Annotated in this window: 10 protein-coding genes; 6 read left to right on the forward strand and 4 right to left on the reverse strand. The window is 39.5% G+C overall.

Going from position 1 to position 12,332, the window contains the following annotated elements; translation table 11 throughout:
- Positions 1–14 precede the first annotated feature (14 nt).
- Both BO15_RS0106080 and BO15_RS0106085 read left to right on the forward strand, forming a co-directional pair.
- A complete protein-coding gene (locus BO15_RS0106080; RefSeq protein WP_052169798.1) occupies positions 15–965 on the forward strand; it encodes a glycosyltransferase family 2 protein in 951 nt (316 codons plus the stop codon).
- A 15-nt stretch (positions 966–980) separates the two neighbouring features.
- Positions 981–1,778, forward strand: a complete 798-nt coding sequence (locus BO15_RS0106085) for an HAD hydrolase family protein (RefSeq protein WP_033153269.1) — start codon at positions 981–983, stop codon at positions 1,776–1,778.
- Between the two features lie 56 nt (positions 1,779–1,834).
- Here the strand turns inward: BO15_RS0106085 and BO15_RS0106090 are convergent, their stop codons facing one another.
- Genes BO15_RS0106090 through BO15_RS0106105 form a run of 4 tightly spaced genes read right to left on the reverse strand, consistent with a single transcriptional unit; the run spans position 1,835 to position 6,415 of the window.
- The gene (locus BO15_RS0106090) at positions 1,835–2,635 is read right to left on the reverse strand and encodes a hypothetical protein (protein ID WP_033153271.1); all 801 of its coding nucleotides are present in this window, start codon (positions 2,633–2,635) and stop codon (positions 1,835–1,837) included.
- A 24-nt stretch (positions 2,636–2,659) separates the two neighbouring features.
- Complete coding sequence (locus tag BO15_RS0106095; protein ID WP_033153273.1) at positions 2,660–4,993, reverse strand: hypothetical protein; 2,334 nt, start codon at positions 4,991–4,993, stop codon at positions 2,660–2,662.
- 15 nt (positions 4,994–5,008) lie between these two features.
- Complete coding sequence (locus BO15_RS0106100) at positions 5,009–6,088, reverse strand: hypothetical protein (RefSeq protein WP_033153274.1); 1,080 nt, start codon at positions 6,086–6,088, stop codon at positions 5,009–5,011.
- A 15-nt stretch (positions 6,089–6,103) separates the two neighbouring features.
- Positions 6,104–6,415, reverse strand: coding sequence for a hypothetical protein (locus BO15_RS0106105; protein ID WP_033153277.1), 312 nt, complete (start codon positions 6,413–6,415; stop codon positions 6,104–6,106).
- Between the two features lie 860 nt (positions 6,416–7,275).
- Between BO15_RS0106105 and BO15_RS0106110 the strand changes: the two genes are divergently transcribed.
- The 4 genes from BO15_RS0106110 to BO15_RS13680 all read left to right on the forward strand — a co-directional run bounded on the left by BO15_RS0106110 (position 7,276) and on the right by BO15_RS13680 (position 12,325).
- Positions 7,276–9,924, forward strand: a complete 2,649-nt coding sequence (locus tag BO15_RS0106110; RefSeq protein WP_033153278.1) for a valine--tRNA ligase — start codon at positions 7,276–7,278, stop codon at positions 9,922–9,924.
- A gap of 9 nt (positions 9,925–9,933) precedes the next feature.
- Positions 9,934–10,611 carry a deoxyribose-phosphate aldolase gene (deoC, locus tag BO15_RS0106115; RefSeq protein ID WP_033153280.1) on the forward strand — a complete coding sequence of 226 codons (678 nt, stop codon included), beginning with the start codon at positions 9,934–9,936 and terminating at the stop codon, positions 10,609–10,611.
- Positions 10,612–10,767: 156 nt separating this feature from the next.
- Positions 10,768–12,168 carry a FapA family protein gene (locus BO15_RS0106120; protein ID WP_052169799.1) on the forward strand — a complete coding sequence of 467 codons (1,401 nt, stop codon included), beginning with the start codon at positions 10,768–10,770 and terminating at the stop codon, positions 12,166–12,168.
- A gap of 13 nt (positions 12,169–12,181) precedes the next feature.
- The gene (locus tag BO15_RS13680) at positions 12,182–12,325 is read left to right on the forward strand and encodes a hypothetical protein (RefSeq protein WP_167541212.1); all 144 of its coding nucleotides are present in this window, start codon (positions 12,182–12,184) and stop codon (positions 12,323–12,325) included.
- Positions 12,326–12,332 lie beyond the last annotated feature (7 nt).

Raw genomic sequence — 12,332 nt, forward strand, 5'->3', positions numbered from 1 at the left:
CTAGGAGATATGGAATGAAAGATGTAGCAATTCTACTTGCCACATATAATGGGGCAAAGTATTTGCGTGCTCAGCTGGACAGTCTTTTCGGACAGACAAATCAGGATTTTCGAATAGTTGCACATGATGATGGTTCCTCAGACGAGACCATCGATATTTTAAACGAATACAGGGATAAGCATCCAGATAGAATGGAAATCATTTATGGACATCCAACAGGAAGCCCTAAGGCAAATTTCATGTATTTGCTATCTGAAGTAGAGGCGGACTACTATTTCTTTTGTGACCAGGATGATGTTTGGTATCCAGATAAGGTTAAGAAGAGCATAGAGAAGCTACTTGAAACAGAGATAGACGCTGGTGGAATGGATAGGAAACCAGCTATCGTATTTACGGATATGACAGTTGTGGATGAGAATCTTAATGTTATAGATAATTCGTTTATACGATACTTAGGTAGAAGCCCAAAGAACACAGCCTACACTCAGATTATTATCGACAATCCGGCTGCAGGGACAACTATGTGCTTTAATAGAGCTTTGAGGGACATAGCTGTGTCATGCGATAGCGTTCAGTGGGAAAATGTGCCAATGCATGATGCGTGGCTTCTTGAGATAGCATCCATATTTGGAACAGTTTATGCAATTGAAGAGCCTTTGGTTTATTATCGACAGACTGGTCACAACACCATGGGCGCAGTTACAGAATCAACTTCTGAAAAGGTGGCTCGTAACGCAGGGGACATAGCAAATGGATTTCTTTGCAAGAAAAAGGCTTTCATAAATGAAGCCCGAGTTTTTGCCAGAGAGATTCTTAGGCTAAAGGATATACCGGAGGACAAGCTGAAAGTGCTAAACGGTTTTGTGCACATAGGCTCAAAGCCAAAACTTTATAGAATCAGTTATTATCGCAGACATAATTTTACCCGAGCCAAACATAATCTTTGGATGAGGCTTTGGGTATAGAATAGAGGAAATGTAATGGCAGAGAAATCAGCAGTATTTTTTGATATAGATGGTACACTTTGGAACTACGATAAATTCATTCCAGATAGCTGTAGAGAGGGAATAAAACAACTTAGGGAAAATGGACATCTTGCATTTATCTGTAGTGGACGAGCAAGGTCTTTCATACAGGATCCAGATTTACTTAGCTTGGGATTTGATGGAATTGTTTGTTCATGTGGATGTCATATTGAAATAGGTGGAAAAACAGTCTACGAAAAATTAATCGATGCGGATAAAGCTATAGAAACAGTTGAGATGATTCGTGGATACGGATTCAGACCTATTCTCGAAGGTCCAAATCAGTTGTATATGGAAGACCGTGAGTTTGGACTGGATGATGGATTTGGCAACATATTGCGCAGGGACATGGGAAGTAATTTGCTTGGAATCGACAGCAATTATGGCAAGTGGACTATCAACAAAATGTCATGCGCAACAGATGTTGATGAGGAAATGAGAATAGAGTGCTATGATAGACTTCGTAAGGACTATCAGATTATCGAGCATAGTGATACTGTTTGTGAGTTGGTGCCTATAGGTCATACCAAAGCGACAGGCATGATGAAAGCATGTGAGCTTGCAGGCATTGATCCAAAGAATACATATGCATTTGGCGACAGCGAGAATGATTTAGATATGCTTGCAGCAGCTGCTGTAGGTATTGCAATGGGAAACGGCACTGAACGTGCAAAGGCAACAGCAGATTATGTGACAACTGCCTTTGACGATGATGGCATATACAATGGATTAAAGCACTTTGGGTTAATCTAAAATTAAGCTAAATAATATAAAGCCTTATCACCGAGTGTGATAAGGCTTTTTTGCGATTAATTTTCGGAGGAATTTAACATATTAAGATTTGCAATAGCAGATTCAGCCTCCGATTCAGACATACTATTAAGCTGTGTGAGTATATCATCTAGATTTACATCAGCTTCAAAATCATCTTCAAGTTCAACTTCATTAAGTTGAACTACGCATTCAGTAACTACTTCTTTAGGCGCTGTTTCTAGTATGTTTTCGATAGTGATATTTCCAGCAATATCAATTTTTGCATTAATATCAAAACCGGTATTTGCAAATTCAGGAAGGTTACATTCATCTAGGATGGCTTTTATAGTTTTTTCAGATACGTCATCGAAGAAAATAGTATATGATGCCCCCTCGGGAACCTCAAAAGAAGATGAAAGCTCAACTAATGTAGTTTCAGCTCCTTCAAAGTATGCTTCGCAGTATTCTTTTTTATAGGTAATGTTGACAGTGCAAAGATATTCATGGGTTTTTTCGATTACCTCCACAATCTCACTTCTTTCTTCCTCAATTTCAGTTGATGTTTCAGGTGAATCTTCGACTATTTCATCAAATGATTCAGGGGATAATTCGTCTGGCTTTTCATTGAAAGTGGTGTTTTCTTCAGTTTGTTCAGTTTCTTCTATTACTTCAGTGTCTTCTCCAACTGCTTCAGTGTCTTCTCCATCTGCTTCTGTTTCTGCTGCCTCATCTGGTGACACGATTTCTTCAGAAGATTCATATACTTGTTTGTTATTATCATCAGCGTAAACTGTGGTGGAAAAGAACAACGAAGATACAGTTGTGGCTAGTATTAAAGTGATTAGTTTTCTTTTCATTTATTAATGCCTTTCTATTCCTAGTTAATATTCTATTTTGATTTGGTTAATGCGGTAAGGTCCAAAAGCATTTCCAATGTAATTGCCGGAGCTATTGTAGTTTTTTACAATGGTTTGAGCATTGATTACTATATATAATCCCATTAAATCTTTGTCGGAGCGGTCTGATAAGTCAAAAACAGCATCCATAACGGCTACAGATGTGGAACCAGAGGAAAGGTTGCGTTGATCGACAATTGCTCCCTTTGAATTCATTAATGATATAACGGCATCACAGGCAACCAGATTAATTGAAATAGCTTGCGGGCCAGGGCTTATTTTGTCTGCAGCAAGTGTACATGAACCATAGCCTATTCCAGCAGGGGCGCCGGATATGTCATCGGAAGTGAATATTTTCAAACCGGAACCATGGTAGACTGTAGCTGAGCGTTGCTCGGAATTGGTTGTGCTTTCGTCTACAGATTTTATTCCAAATGTGGCAGTATAAATTGTTTTATCGCTATAGGATTGAGTAGCAACATTAGTAGATGTTACGGTGTATGTATTATTGCAATTTGGACACTGCATAGTACAGATACAGTGGGAATGGTCAGGAGACCAAGAATAAGCTGCCGGTTTGTATGAATGACCATTTCTTTGGCAGGCATTTATATCGACGTAATAATATGTGGACGTCATGGTGTGGTATTTCGGCTGATCTGGGAATAGGCCTGGGGCGTTAGTGTGTAAATACTCTGCCATAGCAGTGCTGATACAAGCGCCACTAGAGTTATGTCCTTTATGACCTTGCTCTACTGTTCCATGAGCTTCGATATATAGTTCTTGCCAAATGTACTTTGTGGGCACGCTAATGGTGGCACTTGAAGACCAAAATCCTTTAGGTGCACTACCTGAGGAAATGACCTGGCCATAGGCATTCCTGATAGTGTAGCTTAATGAAGAACCATACATGTATTGATACGTATTTCCGTTAGTTGTAAGGACGATGGTTTTTGCGCCAATAGGTTTAGTTGCTCGTATAGTTCCGGATGTATCGGTGTGACCAGAACAATCCCATGACCCAGTTTCTACAAGATTTAAATGACAGCCTCCAATTCCCCATTTGCCAATCAATGCTGAGCTACTACCAGATGGAATGGTTGGATGATTAGGATTGTTAGGGCTAAGGTAATATCTGGAAAGCCAATCTTCCATTTGCTGTTTTGTTGTTGGATGGCCTTCTACAAGATTTCTGAAAGTCGAATAGTAGGAATCGTTGTTAAAGCATATGTTCCAGCATAACCAATCGTAGTCTTCGTCACCTTTATTAGCACCAGAAGAACGGCCGCCGGGCCAATCATTTCCGTAGTCACAATCAGCATCAGATGCCCAAATAGCACCCATGTCGCTGAACCTACAAATGTCTTTTACTCCATATCGTAATTCCGATAGTTTATCAAAACGTTCAATGGAGTTTGCAATTAAATCACCCACTTTACATTCTGGGGTGTTGATACAGTAATTGAAAAATTCTTGATTAACTTCTCCGCGAGTAAATCCGTAACCAGAAACAGCCATCAAACTATATAATTCTGAAGAATTATTTAGAGAAGCAATTCCGTTAGTTCTATTTTGAATGTAATCATCTACGAGAAATTCAATGTAGGTCTTTACCCAAGTTTTCTGTGTATCGTTAAGGCTGGAATAGTTGCTTCCGAATGCCCTTAGAATATCAATATCGTGAGTATCACTGGCGGTGCGTTGTGCTGTCCATTTAGCATTAAGTTTTTCTTCGGAAGTAGAGTTGGCACCCATAAGGAATACATTTGTATCTGAATCCTTTCCATCACCAAGGTAGGTTCCACTTGAAGTTAGATATATTAGACCATCAGCGAGAATGGGGTGGTCATGTATTCTTTTTGTATATTCACTAAAAACTTGAGGCTGTTCATTTATCCAGTTAATGATAAATTCAGGATTATTGATTATTGTTTGGTATAAAAAAGCATCGAATTCAGGATTATATGTAATCTGAATGTCTTTAGACGATTTGACATCACCCTTTGGACTAACATAATCGCTGTAATATTTGTTAGTCCAGCTTGTAAAATTGGGATTAAACCAAGGCTTATCATTGGTCCAATGAAGCTCCTCATTAAAAAGCTTCAGCCAGACATATTGAACTGCATAGCTTTTGGTGGATGAATATTTAGATAAATAGTTTGTGTAGTCAGATCTAAAGGGAATAAATATGGAATTCTGATTCGCATATACGGTATGTTCTTTTGCCTGCGCTGATATTGAAGAACCAAAGAGCGCACTAAATACAACCACCAACGACAGTAAAGTGTTGATGATTTTTTTGACCATTTTTTTCATTAACTCCTCCTAATATTAAAAAGGTTTAAAGCTATCGCCAACGTAGTAACCATGTGAGTTTGTGGCAGGATCATATCCGAATTCAAAATAGGTTTCATTGTCGGATATGCGGTCGTTGATACGATTGATTTGCTCCTGTAAGTCGTTATCTTTAGAATCCATGTCATTTTTTAGTACTGCATCCCCTTCTTCTTGCGATAGTTTGAGCTCATCGTGCATGGACTCCATTTCTTGGAATATTGTTTTTTCTAAGTTGTTAAGAATCTTTTCTAAATCGGTTAATTCCCAAGAGCTGCTATCTGATGGAGAGGCTGTGTTGTTATCTTTTAATGAAACATAAAGATGCTCGTTATATATAACGTATGCCCCTTTACCGTAAACGCCTCCCGATGAATAGTCAGAAGCACCGAGTGAATTCTTATAAGTACGTCTAAGCTCATCAATCATGGAAGTAAGATTTGCTGATTTATCATTAAGCTGGCCATCAGTATAAGCCTTAAGCTTTCCGATTTCGCTTAGCAGTTCTTTGTAGTGTTTACTATCAGTATTTGTATTCTCATCTAATTGTGCCTGAAGTAACTGGATGAGCTGATCCACGTAAGCTTTATTTTCGGCGTACTTGGTTTCTATTATTTTTGTGAGAGCATCAATGGCATCCTTGTTGCTTTGGATATCAGAATAAATATCATTTTCAGTAAGATACTGATTGATGATTTCTTCCAAAGCCTGGTTTTGCTCTGTAGTAAAACCATTTGAAGATTCAATATACTCCGCAAGGAATTTTAGAATTTTCCTTTTGGCAGCTTCTTGGTTTAAATCGCCATCGGTGTAGTCGTCAATTGCATCTAAATACGAATTAGTTATGTATTCTTGTATTTCATCTACAGTAAGTTCTGATGCTGAAACGGTCTTCATAGAGCGAAGATTTTTAATACCTGCAATCATGAAATGACCGAGTGTTACAAGTAGCACCAGCGCCAGTGTAGAAATGAACACAGCAATTTTATTTAAAGTGCCATCTGGATATCTATAAGTGTCAATAATGTCCTGTAAAAGGGTATAGTTGTCCCTTGTATCATTTAATTTCTTTTTCATATAACTCATATCTCCTTATTTAAGAAATTGTTTGATTTTATTGTTGATAGACTGATAGTCTAGGGGACAATCTGAAGTTTCAAACGTAGCAATCAGATTTTCGCCTAGATAGATTTGATTTTTTGCATAGCACATAATCTTATGGCTGAAGTCATTTAAATACTTCTCATCTTCCATAAGACCAAAATGTTCCCAATACATAATCTGCCCAGTTTGTGGGTGCAAGATTGTAAAATCGGGCGCAAAAGTAGCGTCATCAATTGTTGAGTTAGAACAGTGCCCTATTGATAAATCTCCTTCTGGCAGAGTCTTTAATAACTTATTCAATTGATTAAGCTTTGTTTGTATTCTGTTTTTTTCTTCTTGGATTCAATCAACTCCTTTCATTTGAGATTTTGCACTATTTAAAAATGATTGAGAAAAATTTGGCGAAACGCCAAGATGTATCAAAAGATACTTGGAGACTATATCACGGAGAATGGAAAATTACAAGAAGAAATTTTTTTATTTTTGTTTTTGGATTTATAACGGAATGCCGTGAGGCGTTATTTTGTCTGGGATTATGGGTGAAAAAAATTTTTTTAATTTGTAATGTGAAATGGGGATGTGGCTGAAATAAGAGAGGCAGTTTGAAGTATTACATTAGAAAAAGTAGAGACTGCAAATTCAATACTTTCCTAGAATAAATTCATATGATACATCCATTCAGATTGCCTCCCTCATCTTGACAGAATAGGGAAATTTTTCTATTATTAGATAAGTTTAAATGCGTTGATGGAGAGGAGTACACAGACCTCGTCCTGTAGAGAGGGCCGCTCACCGGCTGAAAGGTGGCCTAGGATAGAATTGTGGAAGGTAGCTTCGGAGCAGGTGGTGAACAAAGCGCGGCCAGTTTGATGCAGTCGTGTACAAGCCAACCCGAGTCGTTCCCGTAAGGAATAAGATGAGTTATAAATGCAGGTGGTAACGCGAATTTTCGCCCTGTGTACGTAGTAATACGTGCATAGGGCTTTTTTAATTCGTATGCATATTAAGGTGGCACAAGAAGTGTAAGTTGCTTGTAGCTATACAATCTCTGAGTGTTGCTGAAGGAGACGTGTTAGTCGACTGAAGCAATATCTCAGGATTGTGAGCGTAACAAGCAATAGAAAAACTTGAAGCCACCGCAGTTTAGAAAGGAATTAGGGATGAAAGAATTAGCAAAAACTTATGATCCTAAGGGTCTAGAAGACAGACTCTATAAGAAGTGGGAAGAGAATGGTTATTTTCATGCTGAGGTAGATCGCAGCAAGAAGCCATTCACTATTGTGATGCCACCACCAAATATTACAGGACAGCTTCACATGGGACATGCATTGGATAACACAATGCAGGATATCCTTATTAGATATAAGAGAATGCAGGGCTACTCAGCTCTTTGGCAGCCAGGTACAGACCATGCGGCAATTGCTACAGAGGTAAAGGTTATCGAGCATCTTAAGAAGCAGGGAATCGAAAAGGATGCTCTTGGTCGTGAGGGATTCCTTGAGAAGTGCTGGGAATGGAAAGATGAGTATGGAACACGTATCATCAACCAGCTTAAGAAGATGGGTTCATCTGCTGATTGGGAGCGTGAGAGATTCACAATGGATGAAGGCTGCTCAAAGGCTGTAGAAGAAGTATTTGTTAAGCTTTACAACGAAGGATACATCTACAAGGGCAACCGTATCATCAACTGGTGTCCAGTTTGCCAGACTTCTATCTCTGACGCAGAGGTTGAGCACGAGGAGCAGGCAGGACATTTCTGGCACATGAAGTACGAAATCGTTGGCGAGCCAGGTCGTTTTGTTACATTTGCTACCACACGTCCAGAGACAATGCTTGGTGATACAGCTGTTGCTGTAAACCCTAAGGATGAAAGATACCAGGATATCATCGGCAAGACAGTAATGCTTCCATTTGTAAATCGTGAGATTCCAGTTGTTGCTGATGAATATGTAGATATGGAATTTGGTACTGGTGTAGTTAAGATTACTCCAGCACATGACCCTAACGATTTTGAAGTAGGAAAGAGACACAATCTTCCTGTAATCAACATTCTCAATGATGATGCTACTATCAATTCAAACGGTGGCGAGTTCGAGGGAATGGATAGATACGAGGCTCGTGAAATCATCGTTAAGAAGATGGATGAGATGGGGCTCCTTGTAAAGATTGAAGACCATACACACAACGTTGGTACACATGATAGATGTAAGACAACAGTAGAGCCAATGGTTAAGCCACAGTGGTTCGTTGCAATGGAAGAGCTTGCAAAGCCAGCTATCGAAGCTATCAAGACAGGTGAGCTTCAGTTTGTTCCAAAGAATTATGACAAGACATATTTACACTGGCTTGAGAACATTCGTGATTGGTGTATTTCACGTCAGTTATGGTGGGGCCATAGAATCCCTGCTTACTACTGCGAGAAGTGTGGTGAGACAGTTGTTGCTAAAGCTTCAGAGGCTCCAACAGTTTGCCCTAAGTGTGGACACACTCATATGAAGCAGGATGAGGATACACTTGATACATGGTTCTCATCAGCTCTTTGGCCATTCTCAACACTTGGTTGGCCAAACAACACAGAAGAGCTTGATTACTTCTATCCAACAGATGTGCTTGTTACCGGATACGATATCATCTTCTTCTGGGTAATCAGAATGGTATTCTCAGGATACGCTCACACAGGTAAGAGCCCATTCCACACAGTACTTATCCACGGCCTTGTTAGAGATTCACAGGGACGCAAGATGTCTAAGTCACTTGGAAATGGTATCGATCCACTTGAAATTATTGATAAGTATGGCGCTGATGCACTTCGTCTTACTCTTATCACAGGTAATGCACCTGGAAATGATATGAGATTCTATAACGAGCGTGTTGAAAACAGCCGTAACTTTGCAAACAAGGTATGGAACGCTTCAAGATTTATCTTGATGAATCTTGCTGACAACCAGGTTACTGAGCCTGCTACAGCAGACCTTGCAACAGAAGATAAGTGGATTATCTCTGCAGTTAACACTCTTGCAAAGGATGTTACAGAAAACATGGATAAGTATGAACTTGGTATTGCAGTTCAGAAAGTTTATGACTTTATTTGGGATGAGTTCTGCGATTGGTATATCGAAATCGTTAAGCCACGTATGTACTCAGAGGAATATACAGCAAGCAAGAATGCTGCACTTTGGACAGCTAAGTATGCGCTTACAAACGCACTTAAGCTTCTTCATCCATTTATGCCATTCATCACAGAAGAAATCTTCTGTACACTTCAGAGTGAGGAAGAGACAATCATGCTTTCAGCTTGGCCTGAGTATGATGAGTCAAAGAACTTCCCAGTTGATGAGGCAAAGGTTGAGCGTGCGAAGGACGTTGTTCGTGGCATGAGACAGCTTCGTACAGATATGGATGTTCCACCTTCAAAGAAGGCAGCTATCCACATCGTTTCAGATAATGCTGATGTACGTGCTACATTTGATGAGATTACACCAATCTTCAAGACACTTGCAGGTGCAACAGAAGTATATGTTCAGGCAGATAAGCTTGGTATAGGTGATGATGCTGTTTCAGCAGTTATTCCTGATGCAACACTCTTTGTTCCACTTGAAGATCTTGTAGATTTTGAAAAGGAAAAAGAGCGTCTTACAAAAGAAAAAGAGAAGCTTGAGAAAGAGCTCGCTCGTTCTCGCGGAATGCTCTCAAATGAAAAATTTATGAGCAAGGCTCCAGAGGCAAAGGTTGCTGAAGAGCGTGAAAAGCTTGCTAAATACGAAGCGATGATGGCTCAGGTTGAGGCCCGCCTAGCATCTATGAAATAGGAGGAAACTATGGATATTAAAAACATTTTAAGCAAATGCGACCACACACTTCTTGGTGTGGATGCAACATGGAACGACATCAAGGGGATTGTTGATGATGGAATGAAGTATGAGACTGCTTCAGTTTGCATCCCAGCTAGCTTTGTAAAGCAGGCTGCTGATTATGTAAAGGAGCAGGGCGGACATCTTCCAATCTGCACAGTAATTGGCTTCCCTAATGGTTATGCAACAACAGCTTCTAAGTGCTTCATGGCAAGTGATGCTGTAGATAACGGTGCTTCAGAAGTAGATATGGTTATCAATGTAGGTTGGGTTAAGGAAGGCAGATATGATGATGTTCTTGCTGAGATTAACGCAATCAAGGCTGCTTGCAAGGGTAAGCTTCTTAAGGTAATCATCGAGTGCTGTCTTCTTACAGATGAAGAGAAGATTAAGATGTGCGAAGTTGTTTCTAAATCAGATGCAGATTACATCAAGACTTCAACAGGCTTCTCTACAGGTGGAGCTACATTTGACGATATCAAGCTTATGGCAGCTCACATGACAAATGGTAAGCTTATCAAGGCTGCAGGCGGAATCGCTTCACTTGAGGATGCTCAGAAGTTTATTGACCTTGGAGCTTCAAGACTTGGTACAAGTAGAGTTGTAAAAGCAGTTAAAGGACTTCCAAACGACGGCAAATACTAATCAGCTGTGAAAATTTCATGAAAAATCTAGTAAAATTAGAATATTTCATGACAAAATTAGAAATAATAACTATAATTATCTTAATATATAGTACTATACATTTACTATGGTTATTATGTACTTAAAATACTACTAGCATAATGTTTTGGGGGACTTATGGCTCAGCCGGTTAGCGCGTTTGCACCAAAAGTACAAGTGTCATCAGATGGCTTGGAAGCTACTATGACTTTCAAGATTCCTGATGGAAAAAATGAAGTACCTAAGTTTACTGCAGCACAGTTACTTGGGTTCTTGAATAATGCCAATGTTTCCTTTGGTATCGATCAGGAGATGCTGGCAAAGCTTGCCGATAGTCCAATTTACGGAAGGCCTATAAAGGTTGCGACGGGCACACCACAGCAGCAAGGTACCCCAGGATATTACGAGTATCTTTTTGATACAAACTTCAATAGAAAACCAACAATTCGTCCAGATGGCACTGCCGACTATATGAGTATTAAGACTATAGAGACAGTGCAGGAGGGCGATGTTATTGCTACATATCACCCAGCGGTTCAAGGTAGTAGAGGTATGTCTGTACGTGGACAGATTCTTGAACCAAAGCCTGTGAGAGATTTGCCACCATTGATTGGTCGAGGCTTCGATAGATCAAGTGACAATCTTACATACACAGCAAAGATTACTGGAAAAATAGAAGTAAATCAGGGGAAGATTTTAGTTTCTCCTGTTCATGAAGTGCAAGGGGATGTTGGTATTGAAACCGGTAACATCAAGTTTAATGGTGATGTTATTGTGCATGGCGGCGTACATGATGGTGCCGTTATTGATGCAGCAGGAAATGTCATAATACATGGGCTTATAGAGGACTGTGACATTCGTGCAGGTAAGGATTTATTCCTGCTTTCAGGCATAAAGGGAAATGAAAAAACAGTTATTGATTGCAAGGGTTCTATAACCGCTCAGTTCGTAGAGTATGCAATCATCACATGTTCAGGCAATATTACAGCAGACTATTTCTTTAAGAGTAAAATCTCCTGTGATGGCCATATAGAATTAAATGGAAACAATGCTTCTATTATAGGAGGCTATGTTTCGGCGGTTCAGGGTGTAGAAGTCAATGATATAGGCAACTCATTTGGAACTATTACAAATGTATCGGTAGGCGTTGATGTTGAGCGTGCTGCTGAATACGAAATGTTAGCGAAGAAAATAATGGCACTTACTGCCAATGTTCAGAAGATAAAAAAGGGTATCGAGGATTTCGACAAGTTAGGCGAAGAACGCGGTATCAATGTAAAAGAAGATCCAAGACGTATGCAACTTCTCCGAGTACGTATTCGAGATGAGGCTATCGTTTTGGAGGAAACAAAAAAGCTTAATTACATGAAAGAAGTTATTATGTCTGGCAAGGGCGCTACTATCAAGGTGTATAGACGTCTATATGCAGGAAGCAATCTTTCTGTAGATGATCATCATGCAAGTATCAATGAGAATCATGAAGCAATCGAGATAGAAAAAAGCGAAGAAGGCATAAGACTGGTTAAAATAAGAGGCTAGACAGAGGTAAATCATGATAGATTTCGAAGAAGAATTAAAAAAATATGAACCTGCCATAGAAGTAGAACAGGCCGAGGCAGATATTAAGGCCAGAGATTTAACAGACTTAACAGACTTGTTAATGAACTTATCTACTCAGCAGAATAATGGGAAATAATTGAAGC

This window comes from Pseudobutyrivibrio ruminis HUN009, assembly GCF_000703005.1.
GTDB lineage: Bacteria > Bacillota > Clostridia > Lachnospirales > Lachnospiraceae > Pseudobutyrivibrio > Pseudobutyrivibrio ruminis_A.

Excerpts from the sequence above, each read along its gene's own strand:
- BO15_RS0106080 (WP_052169798.1), top strand. The coding sequence starts at position 15 with ATGAAAGATGTAGCAATTCTACTTGCCACATATAATGGGGCAAAGTAT.
- BO15_RS0106085 (WP_033153269.1), top strand. The coding sequence starts at position 981 with ATGGCAGAGAAATCAGCAGTATTTTTTGATATAGATGGTACACTTTGG.
- BO15_RS0106090 (WP_033153271.1), bottom strand. The coding sequence starts at position 2,635 with ATGAAAAGAAAACTAATCACTTTAATACTAGCCACAACTGTATCTTCG.
- BO15_RS0106095 (WP_033153273.1), bottom strand. The coding sequence starts at position 4,993 with ATGAAAAAAATGGTCAAAAAAATCATCAACACTTTACTGTCGTTGGTG.
- BO15_RS0106100 (WP_033153274.1), bottom strand. The coding sequence starts at position 6,088 with ATGAAAAAGAAATTAAATGATACAAGGGACAACTATACCCTTTTACAG.
- BO15_RS0106110 (WP_033153278.1), top strand. The coding sequence starts at position 7,276 with ATGAAAGAATTAGCAAAAACTTATGATCCTAAGGGTCTAGAAGACAGA.
- deoC (WP_033153280.1), top strand. The coding sequence starts at position 9,934 with ATGGATATTAAAAACATTTTAAGCAAATGCGACCACACACTTCTTGGT.
- BO15_RS0106120 (WP_052169799.1), top strand. The coding sequence starts at position 10,768 with ATGGCTCAGCCGGTTAGCGCGTTTGCACCAAAAGTACAAGTGTCATCA.
- BO15_RS13680 (WP_167541212.1), top strand. The coding sequence starts at position 12,182 with ATGATAGATTTCGAAGAAGAATTAAAAAAATATGAACCTGCCATAGAA.